Here is a 16,258-nt window from a genome sequence, read left to right as displayed (position 1 = left end):
TGCGGACTGTGGCACGAATATGGCGTGGATGAAGGCACCCCCTCCTCGCAGCGCCCCGATCGGTCGGCCAGGCGCGCGCCGCGCCCGCTCGATACCGCCCGGCTTGACGAACTCGCGCTGGCCTATGTTGCCCGGTTCGCCACCAGCGCGGGCAAGCTGGCCGATTACCTTAAGCGCAAGCTGCGCGAACGGGGGTGGGAAGGGGAGGAAGCGCCCGACGTTGCCGCCATCGTCGCGCGGATGGTGGCGCTGCGCTATGTCGACGATGCCGTCTTCGCCCGCGCCAAGGGGCAGGGCCTGCTGCGCCGCGGCTATGGTGCGCGGCGGATCGGGCAGGCGCTGGGCGCGGCCGGAATCGGCGAAGGGCTTCGCGATGAGGGGCTCGGCTCGGCGCGCGAACGGCGCGAAGCCGCGCTGGTCATGGCGCGCAAGCGGCGGTTCGGGCCGTTCGGGCGCGATTCAGGCGGGGGGCGCCACGATCCCGCCGCGCGCGAAAAGCAGGTGGCGGCCATGCTGCGCGCCGGCCACCCCCTTGCCAGCGCGCGGGCCATGGTCGATGCTCGCACCATCGAAGAAGCGGAAAGTTGGGTTGATGAAGATTTCGACTAGGTTCGTGTCACTGGCGCTCGTCGCCGGGATTGCCGGCGCGCTGGCGGCCTGTTCGCCCGCCGATGCGCGGCAGGGCGCGGCCAAGGCCGTGGCCGCAGCGCCCGCATCGGCACCCGATGGGGCGACGCAAAAGGTCAGCGCCGCCGGGCTCAAGGTCATCCCGCTGACCGCAGTGACGGCCGCAGGGCGCCATGCCTTCACCGTCGAAGTCGCCGAAACCCTGCCGCAGCAGGAACGCGGGCTGATGTTCCGCAAGGTGATGGGCGCGGACGAAGGGATGATCTTCCCTTACGATCCGCCGCAGCGCGTGGCCTTCTGGATGAAGAACACGATCCTTCCGCTCGACATCATCTTCATCGGGCCGGACCACCGCGTGATCAACATCGCCGCCGATGCGGTGCCCTATGACCTGACCCCGCTGCCCGCCGACGCGCCGGCTGCCGCCGTGCTGGAACTCAATGCCGGGCGGGCGAAGGAACTCGGCATCGGGCCCGGCACGCTGGTGGAATGGTAAGCCGAATGGCAAGCGCGGCGCTCGTGCCGGTTAAGGGTGGCATAGGGCGCATCCTGCGCTTGCCGACTCCCCCCGTTCGCGGCTAAGCGCAGGGCCCATGAGCATCCTCGGCAAGATCTTCACCTGGTGGGACGGCGCCACCTTCGGCACCATGCTCGACAGCGCGCGCAATGGCGAGCAGGTCGGCACCGACGCACAGGGCAACAAGTACTACCGCGCGAAAAAGCCCTATCCCAAGGGCCACCCCTTCGCCGGCCGCGAACGCCGCTGGGTGATCTACAACGGCCCGAACGATGCCAGCCGCGTGCCGGCCGAATGGCACGGTTGGCTGCATGGCAGCTTCGACGGCGTGCCCGAAAGCAACCTGCCGCCACCGCGCATCTGGGAAGTGGACTACACCCCCAACGCCACAGGCACGTCGGCCGCCTATCGCCCGCAGGGCGCGCTCGAGCGCGGCGGCAAGCGCGCTGCGGCCACCGGCGACTACGAAGCCTGGTCTCCCGAAGCGTCGCCAGAAGCCTGATGTTCCGCGCCGCCAAGCCGGCATTCGTGCTGCTGCTCGGCGCGGCGGTGGTTTCCGGGTGCAAGGGCCAGGAAGAGGCCGCCCCTCCGCCCGAAGCGACGCAGACCGCGGGTCCTGCGGCGTCTGCCAGCGGCGTGGTTGAAAGCGAATACGGCACCCCGGTCAAGGACCGCGTGGCAACGCTCGGCTTCCTCAACAAGCGCAACAACATCACCCAGGACCTGGTCCTGCGCACCGGCGAATCGCGTCGCATCGGCAATGCCATCGTCCGGCTCGCCACCTGCGAGAAGACCGCGCCGTGGGAAGACCCGCCCGAAACCGGCGCGTTCGTCCAGCTCTATGTCGAAGAGCGCGCGACGACGCAGGAAAAGCTCAGCTGGAAGAAGGTCTTCTCGGGCTGGCTGTTCCGCAATTCGCCCTCGCTCAACGTGGTCCAGCACCCGGTCTATGACGTCTGGGTCAAGGACTGCGCGATGAAGTTCCCCGGCGAGGAGGACAGCCCCGCCGCGCCCGCATCGTCGAGCAGCGCGGCAAAGCCCTCGGGCACGCCCGCCCCGTCGGCAAAGCCCGCCGCGCCGGCCGCGCCGGCGGCGGATGAAGACGCACCGGCCGAAGAACCGCCGCCGGCGTAAGGCCGGCCCAGCGCCTGCGCCAGCAGGGCGGTGTACTGCGACTGCGGGATCTCCACCGCGCCCAGCGACATCAGGTGCGGCGTGGAAAACTGGCAGTCGAGCAGTTCCATGCCCGAACGCCGCATCGCCGCGACCAGCCAGGCGAGCGCCACCTTCGACGCATCGGCCACCCGGCTGAACATGCTTTCGCCGCAGAACACGCGGCCGAACCCCACGCCGTAGAGCCCCCCGACCAGCTGCAACCTGCCGTCTTCGCCCGCCACCCAGCTTTCGATCGAGTGGGCATGGCCCAGGCGGTGCAATTCGCGATAGCTTTCGCGGATGCGGCGGCTGATCCAGCTGTCGTCGGCCCCTTCGCGCGGCGCGGCGCAGGCATCGATCACGGCATCGAACGCGGCGTTGCAGGTGACGGTGAAGCGCCCACGCCGCAGCGTGCGGGCGAGCGATTTCGACAGGTGGAAGCCTTCGAGCGGCAGGATCGCGCGCTGGCGCGGTTCGACCCAGTAGATTTCGGGATCGTCACGGCTGTCCGACATCGGGAAGATGCCGGCCCGGTAGGCCCTGAGCAGCAGCTCGGGCGGGATGATCGGGTCCTCGCGGGCCATATCTTACATTTATCGTTGTCAGCCGGTTGCATCGCCTGCGTCAAGCCACTAAGGGCGCTTCTCCGGCACAGGAGTGTAGCTCAGTTGGTAGAGCATCGGTCTCCAAAACCGAGGGCCGTGGGTTCGAGTCCCCCCACTCCTGCCATTGCCGGAACCAGCGCTGCCGCAACGACCGCCTGAGCGGCGTTGCGGCAAGCCGCCGCCGACTTTCCATCCATCATCGTGTTCCGGCGCCCGGCAGCATCGCGCGCAGCCAGTGCGCCTGCGCCGCGCGGGGCAGGCCTTGCACCAGTCGTAGGGCCTAGCGCGCAGGTCCTTGCCATCCTTGGCGCTTGCGACTAAATGACCAGCACTTTCCGACATCGGAACATCGCCAAGCCCCTCCCGGACATGTCCGGGGCGGCGATGTCCCCTAGGCGGAAGGCGTGACCCATTCTTCAGGCAAGCGAAGGCGAGACGGGACAAGCGATGGCCAAGACCACACCCGGCGAATTCATGAACCAGGTCCGCGCCGAAGCGCGCAAGGTCGTATGGCCGACCCGGCAGGAAACGATCACCACCGCGATCTTCGTGGCCGTGATGATGGTGATCCTGTCGGTGCTGTTCCTCGGCATCGACACGGTGTTCGGCTTCATCGTGCAGTGGCTGCTGTCGCTCGCCTGACCCGGTAGAGATCCAAGGAAACGACATGGCCCGCTGGTACATCATCCACGCCTATTCCGGCTTCGAGAACAAGGTTCGCGAATCGATCATCTCGGAAGCCGAGCGCATGGGGCTTTCGCAGCTTGTCGAATCGGTCGAAGTGCCGACCGAGACCGTCACCGAGGTGAAGCGCGGCAAGAAGGTCGCCGTCGAGCGCAAGTTCATGCCCGGCTACGTCCTCGCCAAGCTGACGATGAACGACGACATCTACCACCTCGTCAAGAACACCCCTAAGGTGACCGGCTTCTTGGGCAACAACAACAAGCCGCAGCCGATCTCCGAAAAGGAAGCCGCCCGTTACTTCGGCGCGCGTGAGCAGGCCGCCGCCGAGCCGCGCAAGCATGTCGCGGTCGACTACGAGATCGGCGATTCGGTCAAGGTCAACGCCGGCCCGTTCGCTTCGTTCAACGGCACCGTCGAGGAGCTGGACTTCGAGAAGCAGCGCGTGAAGGTTGCCGTGTCGATCTTCGGCCGCGCCACCCCGGTGGAGCTGAGCTTCGAGGAAGTCGAGCTCGTCAAGTAAGCGCGCACGGCGCGGGCGGGTTCAGGCCCGCCCCGCGCCCGCCGCTGCATAGAGTTCGGCGGTGCGGCGGGCGATGTCCGCCCACGACAAGTCGCCCGTGCGGCGAGCGTGCACCGCCTGTTCCAGCGTTTGCAGCAGGCCCGGTTCTTCGAACAGCCGCCGCCCTGCCTCGGCCAGCGCGGGCACATCGCCTGCCGGCACCATCAGCCCCCCATCCTGCACCGCTTCGGCCAGCGCCCCGACGCGCGTGGCGATCACCGGACGGCCCGCGCCATAGGTGCTGGCGATGACACCGCTTTGCGTGGCATCGCGATAGGGCAGCACCGCTGCGGCCGAGCCGGCGACTAGGCGTTCCAGTTCATCCTGTTCGATCCGCCCCGGCATCCGCGTGATGTTGGGCGCAGCGGCCATGCGCGCGGCAAGGCGCGTGGCTTCGGGCCCGGCGCCGGCGACGAGCAGCTGGACCGGCACGCCCTGGGCCAGCCACAGGTCGTTGGCATCGAGCAGTTCGGCGAGCCCCTTGTAGGCTTCCATCCGGCCGAAGAAGATCAGGCGGCGCGGATCGGGCGCGGTGGGCGCCAGTGCGGCGCCGTGGCGGCCGAAGTGCAGGACGCCGTGCGGGATCACCGCGATCCGGTCACGCCCGGGCCCGGTGCCGGCAAGATCATCGACCAGGCTTTCGCCGTGGACGATCAGGCGGTCGCTCGCCGCGCGCAGGGTGGCATAGGCGCGGGCGAAGGTGCGGGCGGCCTTGTCGTCGTTGCCGCTGTGGGGCAGCGGATCGTGCACCGTGGTGACGAACGGCAGCTTGCCGCGCAGCAGCCGGGCGAGTTGCGCCATCGAGCGCGTGGGGTGTTCCTGGACATGGACCACGTCGGGGCGGAAGCGGGCGATGTGCCGGGCGCAGAGCGCCGCGATCACCGGCTGCAGCGGGGCAAGGTGATGCGGCACGATGTGCAGCGTGAGGCGGCGGCGCAGCCATTCAAGCGATTCGGGCCGGATCTGCCGGCTGCTGTTGCGGCGGCTGAGCACCAGCATCACATCGTGCCGTTCGGCCAGCGCGACCGCGAGGCTGGCCGCGTAGTCGGCATGGTGCGTGGCGATCAGGGCAATGCGCATCGCGCGCCGGTATCAGGTTCGCGATGACGCGCAAAGCGGCTGTGCGCTTGCGTTTGCGGGACGATGCCGGTAAGGGGCCGGCCTTCGTACGGATTCCCCGCCGGGGCGTCCGCGCGATTCCGTGCGGAAGAGGGGCATCGCTTCTCGCCTGACCGCTCACTCTGAGCCCGCCTTGCGGGCGACAGGAAGAAAGGAGGCCCCCGTGGCCAAGAAGATTGAAGGCTATATCAAGCTGCAGGTTTCTGCAGGCGAAGCCAAGCCCGCGCCGCCGATCGGCCCGGCGCTGGGTCAGCGCGGCGTCAACATCATGGAATTCTGCAAGCAGTTCAACGCTGCCACGCAGGAAGTCGAGAAGGGCACGCCGCTTCCGACCGTGATCACCGTCTACGCCGACCGTTCGTTCACGTTCGTGACCAAGACCCCGCCCGCCACCTTCTTCATCAAGAAGGCCGCCGGCATCAAGTCCGGTTCGAAGACCCCGGGCAAGGCTTCGAGTGGCACGATCAAGCGCTCGCAGCTCGCCGAGATCGCCCAGGCCAAGATGAAGGACCTGAACGCGAACGACATCGAACAGGCCACCAAGATCATCGAGGGCTCCGCCCGTTCGATGGGCCTTGAAGTGGTGGAGGGCTGAGACCATGGCTACCCAGACCAAGAAGCAGAAGGCGCTGACCGCCAAGCTCGGTGACAACCAGAAGCTGCACGGCATCGACGAAGCGATCCAGCTCCTGAAGGACCTCGGCACCGCCAAGTTCGACCAGACCCTGGAAATCGCGCTGAACCTCGGCGTCGATCCGCGCCACGCCGACCAGATGGTCCGCGGCATGGTCACGCTCCCTTCGGGCACCGGCAAGGACGTGAAGGTTGCCGTGTTCGCCCGTGGCGACAAGGCTGAAGCCGCGCTGGCCGCCGGCGCCGACAAGGTTGGCGCCGAAGACCTGCTCGAGGACATGCAGAACGGCAACCTCGACTATGGCCGCGTGATCGCGACGCCCGACATGATGGGCATCGTCGGCCGCCTCGGCAAGGTGCTGGGCCCCAAGGGCCTGATGCCGAACCCGAAGCTGGGCACCGTCACCCCGAACGTCGCCGATGCGGTCAAGGCTGCCAAGAGCGGCCAGATCGAATTCCGCGTCGAAAAGGCCGGCATCATCCACGGCGGCATCGGCAAGCTCTCGTTCTCGAACGAAGCGCTGCGCGCCAACTTCGACGCGTTCGTCGACGCGATCGTCAAGGCGAAGCCCGCCGGCGCCAAGGGCAAGTACGTCCGCAAGGTCGGCCTGTCCTCGTCGATGGGCCCGGGCATCAAGGTTGACCTGACGGAAGTGCAGGGCGCCTGATCGCCAGACCTGTTCAAGGCACAGACAACAAGGGCCGGGAAGAGCGATCTTCCCGGCCCTTTTGTTTGGCCCGTTCAGGCTTGAACCTCAGGCTTCGACCAGCACCGGCACGCCCTTGCTGGCCGGGGTGTCCGATAGCTTTTCGCGCAAGGCGAGCGGAACCAGCGGGTTGAGTTCCGGAAAGTAGCCGGCGATCGTCCCTGCGGGCAGGTCGTAGGCGACGACCTTGAGCCCTTCGACCGCGCGGCGGGTTTCGGGCTCGATCGCGGTGACCAGCGTAATCCGCTGGCCTTCAGCGAGGCCGAGCCGGGCGATTTCGGCGGGGCTGATCAGCGCGATGGTGCGTTCGCCCGAAAGGCCGCGAAGGCGGTCGGAATGGCCGTAGATCGTGGTGTTGAACTGATCGTTGGACCGCAGCGTGACCAGCCGCAGTGCGCCTTCGGGACTGGTGTCGCCCCCGGCGTTGAGCACGGATGGGTCGGTGAATTCGGCCTTGCCGCTGTCTGTCTTCCACACGCGGCGGCGGGCATCGTTGCCGCGGAAGAAGCCGCCGGGTTCGTGCATCCGCCGGTCCATGTCGGCGAACTGGTCGGGATAGGTGCGCGCGATCAGGTCGCGGATGCGGGCATAATCGCCGCGCCATTCGTCCCACAGCCAGCGCGGGTTGAACGGCAGCGTCGCCTTGGCGAGTTCGCACAGGATCGCGGTTTCGCTCAGCAGGTGCTCGCTGGCCGGCTTGCGGCGGCCCATCGAGCTGTAGATGTGGCTGAAGCTGTCCTCCACGCTGACAAACTGGTTGCCGCTCGCCTGGATATCCTCTTCCGAGCGGACGAGGCAGGGCAGGATCCAGCTCTGCTTGCCGGGCAGCAGGTGCGTGTGGTTGAGCCGCGTGGCGATGTGGACGGTGAGGTCCATGTTCCGCCAGGCGGGATGGACGCGCTCGTGATCGGGCACCGCCATGGCGAGGTTGCCGCCCAGACCGACATAGGCGCGGTTGCGCCCGGCGAGCAGCGCTTCGAGGAAGTGGGCGGTGTTGTGCCCGTCCTGCGGCGGGGTTTCGAGGCCGAGCACTTCGCGGTATTTCTCGACCGGGGCGAGCGCGACCTTTTCGGTGATGCCCACGGTGCGCTGGCCCTGCACGTTGGAGTGACCGCGAATGGGCGAACAGCCTGCGCCCTTGCGGCCGATGTTGCCGCGCAGCAGCAGCAGGTTGACGAGCATGCCGATCGCCTCGCTGCCGTGGACCTGCTGGGTCAGGCCCATGCCGTAGATGCCGATGACGGCCTTGGCTTCGACATAGACCTGGCCCGCCGCTTCCATCTCGGCGCGGGTCACCCCGCTGGCGCGTTCGAGCGCTTCCCAGCTGGTGCCATCGACCTTTGTGCGGAAGGCATCAAAGGCGTGGGTGTGTTCGGCCAGGAAGGCATCGTCGAGCACCGGGGCCTCGCCCGCCGCGCGCGCCGCCGTGTCGCGCGCGAAGACATGCTTGCACACGCCCATCAGCGCGGCGAGATCGCCGCCGGGGCGGACCTGCAGGTAAAGGTGGGCAAGCCGCGTCGCCTTGCCGGTGAGCATCTGCACCGGGCTTTGCGGATTGACGAATTCGACCAGGCCCGCCTCCTTCAGCGGGTTGAAGACCACGATGCGGCAGCCGCGCTTCACCGCCTGTTGCAGCGGATGGAGGATGCGGGGGGAGTTGGTGCCAGGGTTCTGGCCGAGGTAGAAGATCGCGTCGCAATGCTCGAAATCGTCGAGCTGGCAGGTGCCGACGGGCGAGCCGATAACCTTCTTGAGGCCCACCGAGGTGGTTTCGTGGCACATGTTCGAGCTGTCGGGCAGGTTGTTGTGCCCCAGCATCCGCGCGAAGGCGGCGTAGAGGTAGCTCGGTTCCAGGGCCGCCTTGCCGCTGGCGTAGAACGTCATCGCTTCGGGCGGGATGGTGCGCAACTGGGCACCGATCGCGGCGAAGGCTTCGTCCCAGGTGGTACGGATGTAGCGGTCGGTCGCCGCATCGTAGCGCATCGGTTCGGTGAGGCGGCCTTCGTTTTCGAGATCGTAGGCGCTCAGCGCGCGAAGTTCGGTGACGGTGTGCTGTGCGAAGAAGTCGGGCGTGCAGCGTTCGCGGGTGAGGTCCCACAGGGTGGCCTTGGCGCCGTTTTCGCAGAATTCGAACGCCGAGGGATTGGGCGGCTTGACCCAGGCGCACGATGTGCAGGCGGTGCCGTCCGGCTTGTTGAGGTGGGCCAGCGTTTCGAGCGCGCCCGGCCCCGCCTTTTGCGAAAGCTCGGTAGCCGCAATCCCCTGCATCGAGCCCCAGCCCCCCGCCGGTTCGGGCACCTCGATGGCGCGGGCTGCGGCCTCGGGGTTGCGGGGGTCTTCGGGACCGCCAGGGGTTGCGGTCATGTCAGCCGATTTCCTCGATCTTGAGCTTCGGCTTCATTTCGACGGCGGCCTTTTCCTCGCGCTTGCGGCGTTCGAACACGGCCATCATGTGCTGGCGATCCGCATCGGTGAGGATCTTTTCGCTTTCGACGAACTGCTCCTGCTCCTCCTCGCGGATGTGGTGCAGGTATTCCTCGCGCAGCGCCTCGAACCGCTCCATCCACTTGGCCGTGCCCATGTCGCGGGCTGTAAGGTCATCGAGCATCTTGTCGATTTCCTTGTGCTCGGCAACGGCGTGGCGCGCGAACTCGGTGGTTTCGGGGTTGCGCAGCACGGTCGACCACAGCGCCTGTTCCTCGGCGGCGGCGTGGGCTTTGAGCTCGCGCACCAGTTCCGCGAACAGGTTCTGGCGATCCTTGCTCTTGCCATCGGTCGCCTCGATCATGGCCAGCAGGGCGCGATGGCGATCGTGGTCTTCGACCAGGCGTCCGAAGATGTCGGGCAGCCCGCGCAGATCGGTCGCCGGGGTCTGGCCGATGCGCACGGGCACATCGGGCGCGATCTCCTTGGCGAGCGCGATGGCCTCGGCCTTGGCCGTGGCGGGGTCCGTCTTGCGGGGCTTGGGTGAGGCCTTGGTTGCCATGGGGTGTCGTCTCCTCAGGCGAGATCGCGGATCTTGGGTTCGCGGGCGAAGTGGCGGGCAGGGCCGACCTTCATCAGCTGTTCGTTGGGCAACACGCCTTCGTCCGGTTCGATCCCGGCTTTTTCGAGGATCACCTTGGTGCCGTTGCAATGGGCGATGGTCTTGCAGTGGCCATAGGCATCCATGAACCATTGCACCGCTGCGCCCTGCTTGCTCAGCTTTTCCGCCTCGGCCGGCATCAGCACAGACGCGACCGCGTCGAACATGACCGAGGGCGAGCCGTCGAGCTTGCCATCGGCCTTGAGCGTGCCGCCCTTGACCTTCAACCCGCCGACCTTGGGCGCGACGAGGAAGACCGAGCCGCCGGCGGCTTCGACATCGGCCTTGAGCTTGTCGATCGTGGCCTTGTCCGATCCTTCGGCGAAGAGGATTCCGAGCTTGCGGCCTTCGAACGTGGCCTTGGCGTTCTTCTGGATCGAGAGCGCGTCCGACGGCTTCATTTCGACCGGTTGGCGCGCGGCGGGGGCCGCTTCGGGAAGCGGCATGGCAAGGCCATCGGCAACGCGCTGGGCGAGCGTTTCATCGACATTGCGCAGGCGCGAGAGCACGCGCGTGCGGACATGTTCGAGCGAAACCTTGGACAGTTCGAACACCAGCGCGGAGGCGATGTGCGCCTGTTCGCTGTCGGTCTGCGAGCGGAAGAACAGCCGCGCCTGGCTGTAGTGATCGGCGAAGAGTTCGGCGCGGACGCGGACCTTTTCGGTGGGATCGTTGCGTTCGGCATTCGCCTCGAACGAGGAGAAGCCGGTGGCGGGGCAGGCGCGCGGGCCGTTGGGCTCTCCCGCTTCATCCAGCGAGTTGGGTTCGTAGTTGGCGCGGCCGGTGGGAACCAGCGTCTGCATCAGCCCGTCGCGCTGCATATTGTGGAACGGGCACTTGGGCGCGTTGATCGGGATCTGGTGGAAGTTGGTGGTTCCGAGGCGCGACTTCTGCGTGTCGAGATACGAGAACAGGCGACCCTGCAGCAGCGGATCGTTCGAGAAATCGATGCCGGGGATGACGTTGGTGGGCAGGAAGGCGACCTGCTCGGTTTCGGCGAAGAAGTTGTCGACGTTGCGGTTGAGCGTCATGCGGCCGATGATCTGGACCGGCACATCCTCTTCGGGGATCAGCTTGGTGGCATCGAGCACGTCGTAGGGCTGCGCGGCGGCGAAGTCCTCGTCGAACACCTGTACGCCGAGATCCCATGCCGGGAAGCTGCCGGCGTCGATGCTTTCGAACAGGTCGCGGCGGTGGAAATCGGGATCCGCGCCGGCGATTTTCACCGCTTCGTCCCAGATCAGCGATTCCATGCCGAGCACCGGCTTCCAGTGGAATTTGACGAACTTGCCTTCGCCGGCTGCGTTGACGAAGCGGAAGGTGTGGACGCCGAACCCTTCCATCATGCGCAGCGTGCGCGGGATGGCGCGATCGCTCATCGCCCACATGATCATGTGCAGCGATTCGGGCATCAGGCCGATGAAGTCCCAGAAGGTGTCGTGCGCGCTGGCGGCCTGGGGATAGCCGCGATCGGCCTCCATCTTCACCGAATGGACCAGGTCGGGGAACTTGATCGCGTCCTGGATGAAGAACACAGGGATATTGTTGCCGACAAGGTCCCAGTTGCCCTGTTCGGTGTAGAGCTTGACGGCAAAGCCGCGGACATCGCGCGGGGTGTCGACCGATCCGGCGCCGCCCGCGACGGTGGAGAAGCGGACGAACACCGGGCAGGTGGTGCCCTTCTTCTGGAACAGGCCGGCCTTAGTCAGTTCGGGGATCGCCTTGGTCACCTCGAACACGCCGTGCGCGCCCGAACCGCGCGCATGGACGATGCGTTCGGGGATGCGCTCGTGATCGAAGTGGAAGATCTTCTCGCGCAGGATGAAGTCTTCGAGCAGCGTGGGCCCGCGTGCGCCGGCCTTCAGGCTGTTCTGGTTGTCGGCGATGCGATGGCCGAAATTGTCGGTAAGGTAGGCGGCAGGCGGGCTGCCTTCTGCAGCATTCTGGTGAAGTTCGCCCGCGTTGCCGGCTGCATCCTTGTGCGAGGTGGCAATGCCGCCGGGCTGATGATCTGCCAGCGCGTTGTCGAGCGCGGGGGCTGCGGGTGCGCCTTCGGGGCGGGTGGGCGTGCTGGCGGCTTTGGTTGGTTTGGCCATCGAAAGGTCCTTGCCTTTGGCGCGCGCAGCACCCCGCAGGCAGGCGCGCCACGTGGCGGCCTGCCCCGGTTGACGGAGCACGACGAACGGAAATGAAATATGTCTGGCCGGCTATCGGGCCCGGCCAGCGTGCTGATCAGGCGGGCTGGCCGGTGCGGGCAGCCTGCTTTTTCTTGAGGTGGCGCGAAACGGCCCAACCGCCGGCAGCGGCCGCGGCAAAGCCCAACGGCCCCATGCGACGCAGCGCGGTTTCGGCGACCAAGCCGATGACCGCGCCGGTGCCACCATCGACACCAGGCGTGCGCGAAGCAATTTTCTTGCCGATCAAGGCGGAAACGATCTTGCCAATCATAGTGTCTTCCCTTTGCCCGCCTAACCCCCACCAAGGGGGTTTGGTTCCTTCAGCCGGGCAAAGGGATTGCGCGTAGAGGCCGCGCCGGCCGCCAGATCAGGCGGCCGGGAAATCGACGATGAAGGCTTCGTCTTCGGCCGAACGGCCGATACGGATGGCAATGCTGTCTTGCGCGGCAATATCGCGCAGGATGTGCTGATGGGGGCGAAGAGCAACTTCGTCGCTTTCGCCCGGTGCCAGCGTGATCCGGGCATGGCCGACAAGCGCGAACGGGCTGTCGACGAGATAGGCCTGCACGACTTCTGCACCCATGCGCGCGCCGGTGTTGGTAACCGGCACGTGAATCAGCCCGCCTTCCACACGCGGTTGACCAAGCGCGAAGGTGGTATAGCCCTGGCCCGCGCCGAACGGGAAAAGCGCCGCGGTGCCCCGCGCGCGCAGCCCGCGATACCCCAGCAACAGCCGTTCGTTGTAGGCGAGATCGCCACCGGGCGCTGGCTTGAGGTCGAAGGCGGGATAATCCGCCTCTTCGCGTGCGAGCGTAACCGGCAGGCGTCCGCCCGGTTCGCGCGTGCCGAGCAGGACATCAGTCAGCGCGGTGCCGAACGCTTGCCCCGGATACCACGCGACGAGCAGGGCGGCGGCATCGGTCGCGAAGTTCGCATCGAAGGCATGGCCGACGTTGACCACGATCGCCGTGCGCGGGTTGGCGGCGAGGACCGCTGCGGCAAGGCGCAACTGGCCGGAATCGAGCCGGGTATCGGCGCGGTCCTTGCTTTCGACGCTGGCATCGGCGGTTTCGCCCAGCATCAGCACGACGGCATCAGCCTTGCGTGCGGCTTCGACCGCGCGGGCGAGCATGGCATCGGGCGTATCGGGCGCGCGCACGCCGTACCACAAGCCCTGCGCGCGGGCCGGGGCGAAGCGGAAGACGACATCGACCGCGACCCGCTGCCCGGCTTCGAGCGCGAGATCGGCATGGGCGGCATCGCCCGCCTTGAGCACACCCATGATATCGGACGCGGCGGGCTGTTCCTGGCGCACCACGATCGGCACGCCATCGACGCTCAACGATACGGGACCGGTTGCCCCGACATAGAAGCGGTGCAGCCCGCTGGCCGCCGCGACGTACCATCCGCGCGCGCGCACCGCCCCGGCTTCGTTGAAGCGGGCCTGTTCATGGACGCCGTGGAACCAGACCAGCGAATTGGTCGCGCGGGTTTCGCGGGTGAGTGGCTCGGCGGCGATATCGTGCCCGGCGAAGTATTCGACGGTCATGCCATCGCTGCAGCCATCGCCAAGATCGACCATCGGCGCGACGGGCAGGGACGGCAGGCGCGGCTGCGGATCGACACCGGGTTCGTGAAGGATCTTGGCGCGTCCGGCGAACGCGGCTTCAAGCGCCTGCAACGGCGTGGGGGCGTCGGGCGTAACGGCAATGCGCGCGAACGTGCCGCCCTGATAGCACGGTGCGGTGGCGTTCGGGCCGATCACCGCGATCGTGGCGAGATCGGAGGCGAGCGGCAGCAGGCCGTCGTTGCGCAGCAGGACCATCCCGGCTGCCGCCGCTTCTGTCAGCAGTTCGTCCGCATCGAGGTCAGCCGGGGTCTTGGCGCCGCCGAAGCGGCGGGCGAAACGCATGACGCGGTCGGCCGCATCGGCGAGGCGTTCGGCCGGAACTTCGCCGCTCGCAACGGCATCGGCGGCCTTTGCGCCAAGGAAGCGGGCGGGGCCGGGCATTTCCAGATCGAGGCCGGCGTTGAGCGTGGGCGCGGTGGAGTGCGTGGCGAAGAAATCGCTCATCAGCACGCCGTCATAGCGCCATTCTTCGCGCACGATGCGCAAGGGTTCGCTTGCTTCGGCACACCAATCGCCGTTGACGCGGTTGTACGCGGTCATGATGCCGCCGCAGCCCGCTTCGCAGCACAGCTCGAAGGGCAGGAGGTAGACCTGCCGCAGCGTGCGTTCGTCGATCACCGCGTTGAGGGTATCGCGCTCGGTCTCGCTGTCGTTGCACACGAAGTGCTTGGCGACCGCGCCGGTGCCGGTCGACTGGATGCCACGCGTCCACGCTGCGCCGCACAGCCCGGCGAGCAGCGGATCTTCCGAATAGTATTCGAACGCGCGGCCCGCGTTGGGGCTGCGCGCAAGGTTGACGTTGGGGGCGAGCAGCGCATCGACGCCGCGCCCGATGGCATCGTTGCCGACCAGCGCGCCAACCCGTTCCAGCAGATCGAGATCCCAGCTGGCCCCGAGCGAAACCGGCGCAGGGGTAAGGATCGAGACATCGCGTTCATCGATGCGGCCGCTGGCCACACCCATCGGACCATCGGCCATGGCAACTTCGCGCAGGCCCAGTTCGGGCACCGCGCCGGTGGTCCACATCGTGGCCCCGGCGGTGAGCCGGGCCTGTTCTTCAAGCGAAAGGGTCATGCCGGGACCTTGCCAAATGCCATAATCTGCGTTGCCTGTGCTTCAACCGCGCCGGCGATGTCGTCATCCGCCAGCGATCCATCGGCGGCGAAGGGGCGCTGCACCACCGAGTTTACCGCAATGCCGAGCGGCGTGGGCCAGCCGCGCATCGCATGAACGATGCCGCGCAGCGCGCCGAGCGTGACGCCGGTAGCCTGCCAGCCGGCGGCGCTGACCACCAGACCCACGGGGCGCCCGTCGAAATAGGGCCGGGCATCTTCGCGCAGGTCTTCCAGAAGGTCGATCGCGTTCTTGACCAGACCCGATACGCCGCCGTGGTATCCGGGCGAGCCGATCACCAGTGCATCGCACGCGCGAACGGCTTCGACCAGTCGCGCCTCTGCCTGGGTCCGCTCGCCTGCCTGCGGATCGAAGTGGGGCAGCGCCGCCAGAGTCGATCCCCCGAACAGCTGCGTCTGGGCGCCCTTGCGCGCGCAGGCGGCGAGCACCGCGCCGAGGAGGCGCTCGGTGCTCGATCCATCGCGCAGGGTTCCGCCGATGCCGACGACCTTCACCTTACAGCCCCTTAATTGCCGGAATGACCTTCTCGCCCATCAGGCGCAGGGTCTGATCGCCAAGGCGGAGCCGTTCTTCGGTGAGCGGACCGGTGGTGGTGCCGCACAGCACGTTTCCGATGCCGAGTTCGGCATAGGGCTTGAGGTGTTCGATCACGGTTTCGGGCGAACCGTAAAGGCACCAGGTGCCGATCCAGTCGTCGGTCAGCGCATTGGGTGTGCGGTCGGTCTTGGTGTTGGCCTCGTTGCTTTCGGCGCGGGCGTTGAATTCCGCCTCGCGCTCGACCGCCGCCTGGTAGGACTTGAGGATCACTTCCAGTTCCTCGCGGGCCTGTTCGTCGGTTTCGGCGACGTGGACCGCCTGATAGGTGTGCGTGGTCCACGACAGCGCGTCCTTGACCACCGCGTCGCTGTGGCCGGCTTCGAGCAGCATGCCCTTGTAGATATCGAAATACTTCTTCACGTGGACGAAGGGCTCGGTGCCCCCGATCTTGGGCGGGGTGAACGCCGGGATGAACGCGGGCCAGCCATTGACGGCGGCACGGCGGGCGCTCGCTTCCTTCATCGCCACCGGCATCAGGCGGGCATGGTTTTCGCCGTAGGGCGTGGGCGTGATGCGCTGCAGCACGCGGCCTTGGTAGGGGCCGTTGTCGATCAGCACCGCCGGGTCGTCCATTCGCTTGGCCCAAAGCTGCTCGGCAATTTCGAGGTTCTTTTCGGCGAGCGGGCTGGCATCGCGGTAATCGACGTTGAAGCCGATCATTTCTTCCGGCGTGGTGCCCGAGCCGACGCCGACCAGCAGCTTGCCCTTCGTCAGATGGTCCAGCACGTTGACGCGTTCGGTGAAGCGAACGGGATGATGCAGCGGCACCGACACGACCGAGAAGCCGAAGTGCATGTCGGGCAGGCGCGCGGCGAGATAGCCGGCCAGGATGAAGCTGTCGCTGGCCACCGGCATGTAGCCGTTGAAGTGGTGGTCGGGCATGAACACAGCTTCAAAGCCGCTTTGCGCGGCAAGCGTTGCGTGATCGACGAGATCGGTGATCAGGCGGCCATCTTCGGCCGGGCTCATCGAACGAGCGTTCAGGAACACGGAAAAGCGCATCGATTCCTCCCCACAGGTAACAGACCG

16 protein-coding genes, 1 tRNA gene and 1 pseudogene are annotated in these 16,258 nt (G+C 67.0%); 9 read left to right on the top strand and 9 right to left on the bottom strand.

From position 1 onward, the window contains the following. Positions 1–24: 24 nt before the first annotated feature. The 4 genes and pseudogenes from AACH40_RS14810 to AACH40_RS14795 form a co-directional block, all read left to right on the top strand. A complete protein-coding gene (locus AACH40_RS14810) occupies positions 25–609 on the top strand; it encodes a regulatory protein RecX (protein WP_338643044.1) in 585 nt (194 codons plus the stop codon). Beyond that, positions 593–1,123 (top strand): DUF192 domain-containing protein, encoded by a 531-nt coding sequence (locus tag AACH40_RS14805; RefSeq protein ID WP_169491567.1) that lies wholly within the window; start codon positions 593–595, stop codon positions 1,121–1,123. Before AACH40_RS14810 ends, AACH40_RS14805 begins: the two co-directional genes overlap by 17 nt. Positions 1,124–1,220: 97 nt before the next feature. Continuing rightward, positions 1,221–1,646, top strand: a complete 426-nt coding sequence (locus tag AACH40_RS14800) for an NADH:ubiquinone oxidoreductase subunit NDUFA12 (RefSeq protein ID WP_169491568.1) — start codon at positions 1,221–1,223, stop codon at positions 1,644–1,646. Continuing rightward, a pseudogene (locus tag AACH40_RS14795) lies at positions 1,646–2,056 on the top strand (DUF2155 domain-containing protein); the annotation flags it as partial. The gene AACH40_RS14800 and the pseudogene AACH40_RS14795, both read left to right, overlap by 1 nt. 35 nt (positions 2,057–2,091) lie before the next feature. Here AACH40_RS14795 and aat read toward each other — a convergent pair. Beyond that, the gene (aat, locus tag AACH40_RS14790; RefSeq protein WP_338643043.1) at positions 2,092–2,883 is read right to left on the bottom strand and encodes a leucyl/phenylalanyl-tRNA--protein transferase; all 792 of its coding nucleotides are present in this window, start codon (positions 2,881–2,883) and stop codon (positions 2,092–2,094) included. Between the two features lie 69 nt (positions 2,884–2,952). Between aat and AACH40_RS14785 the strand changes: the two genes are divergently transcribed. From AACH40_RS14785 to nusG, 3 genes are all read left to right on the top strand, one after another. After that, positions 2,953–3,028 (top strand) — tRNA-Trp (locus AACH40_RS14785). A gap of 323 nt (positions 3,029–3,351) precedes the next feature. Continuing rightward, positions 3,352–3,546, top strand: a complete 195-nt coding sequence (gene secE / locus AACH40_RS14780; RefSeq protein WP_169491569.1) for a preprotein translocase subunit SecE — start codon at positions 3,352–3,354, stop codon at positions 3,544–3,546. A gap of 25 nt (positions 3,547–3,571) precedes the next feature. Then, on the top strand, positions 3,572–4,108 hold the full coding sequence (nusG, locus tag AACH40_RS14775; RefSeq protein WP_169491570.1) for a transcription termination/antitermination protein NusG: 537 nt from the start codon (positions 3,572–3,574) through the stop codon (positions 4,106–4,108). A gap of 21 nt (positions 4,109–4,129) precedes the next feature. Here the strand turns inward: nusG and AACH40_RS14770 are convergent, their stop codons facing one another. Further along, positions 4,130–5,227 (bottom strand): glycosyltransferase family 4 protein, encoded by a 1,098-nt coding sequence (locus AACH40_RS14770; protein ID WP_338643041.1) that lies wholly within the window; start codon positions 5,225–5,227, stop codon positions 4,130–4,132. A gap of 202 nt (positions 5,228–5,429) precedes the next feature. Here AACH40_RS14770 and rplK point away from each other — a divergent pair, with 202 nt between their 5' ends. Continuing rightward, positions 5,430–5,861: a 50S ribosomal protein L11 gene (gene rplK, locus AACH40_RS14765; protein WP_338643040.1), complete on the top strand. Its 432-nt coding sequence runs from the start codon at positions 5,430–5,432 to the stop codon at positions 5,859–5,861. 4 nt (positions 5,862–5,865) lie between these two features. Continuing rightward, positions 5,866–6,567 carry a 50S ribosomal protein L1 gene (rplA, locus tag AACH40_RS14760; protein ID WP_338643038.1) on the top strand — a complete coding sequence of 234 codons (702 nt, stop codon included), beginning with the start codon at positions 5,866–5,868 and terminating at the stop codon, positions 6,565–6,567. 87 nt (positions 6,568–6,654) lie between these two features. On the opposite strand, the gene AACH40_RS14755 is transcribed toward rplA, so the two are convergent. The 7 genes from AACH40_RS14755 to AACH40_RS14725 all read right to left on the bottom strand — a co-directional run bounded on the left by AACH40_RS14755 (position 6,655) and on the right by AACH40_RS14725 (position 16,231). Continuing rightward, positions 6,655–8,970, bottom strand: a complete 2,316-nt coding sequence (locus AACH40_RS14755; protein ID WP_338643037.1) for an FdhF/YdeP family oxidoreductase — start codon at positions 8,968–8,970, stop codon at positions 6,655–6,657. A 1-nt stretch (position 8,971) separates the two neighbouring features. After that, positions 8,972–9,592, bottom strand: coding sequence for a hemerythrin domain-containing protein (locus AACH40_RS14750; RefSeq protein ID WP_338643036.1), 621 nt, complete (start codon positions 9,590–9,592; stop codon positions 8,972–8,974). Between the two features lie 14 nt (positions 9,593–9,606). Then, positions 9,607–11,787, bottom strand: a complete 2,181-nt coding sequence (locus AACH40_RS14745; RefSeq protein WP_338643035.1) for a catalase — start codon at positions 11,785–11,787, stop codon at positions 9,607–9,609. Between the two features lie 136 nt (positions 11,788–11,923). Next, entirely contained in the window at positions 11,924–12,139 is a 216-nt protein-coding gene (locus AACH40_RS14740; RefSeq protein ID WP_338643034.1) for a hypothetical protein, read from the bottom strand. Positions 12,140–12,235: 96 nt separating this feature from the next. Beyond that, positions 12,236–14,572: a beta-glucosidase gene (locus AACH40_RS14735; protein WP_338643033.1), complete on the bottom strand. Its 2,337-nt coding sequence runs from the start codon at positions 14,570–14,572 to the stop codon at positions 12,236–12,238. Continuing rightward, positions 14,569–15,126: an NADPH-dependent FMN reductase gene (locus AACH40_RS14730; protein WP_338643032.1), complete on the bottom strand. Its 558-nt coding sequence runs from the start codon at positions 15,124–15,126 to the stop codon at positions 14,569–14,571. The genes AACH40_RS14735 and AACH40_RS14730 overlap by 4 nt, the downstream gene beginning before the upstream one ends. 1 nt (position 15,127) lies before the next feature. After that, entirely contained in the window at positions 15,128–16,231 is a 1,104-nt protein-coding gene (locus AACH40_RS14725; protein WP_338643031.1) for an LLM class flavin-dependent oxidoreductase, read from the bottom strand. Positions 16,232–16,258 lie beyond the last annotated feature (27 nt).

The organism is Novosphingobium olei (assembly GCF_037076535.1).
Lineage (GTDB): Bacteria > Pseudomonadota > Alphaproteobacteria > Sphingomonadales > Sphingomonadaceae > Novosphingobium > Novosphingobium olei.
This window is presented reverse-complemented; position numbering and strand designations above follow the sequence as displayed.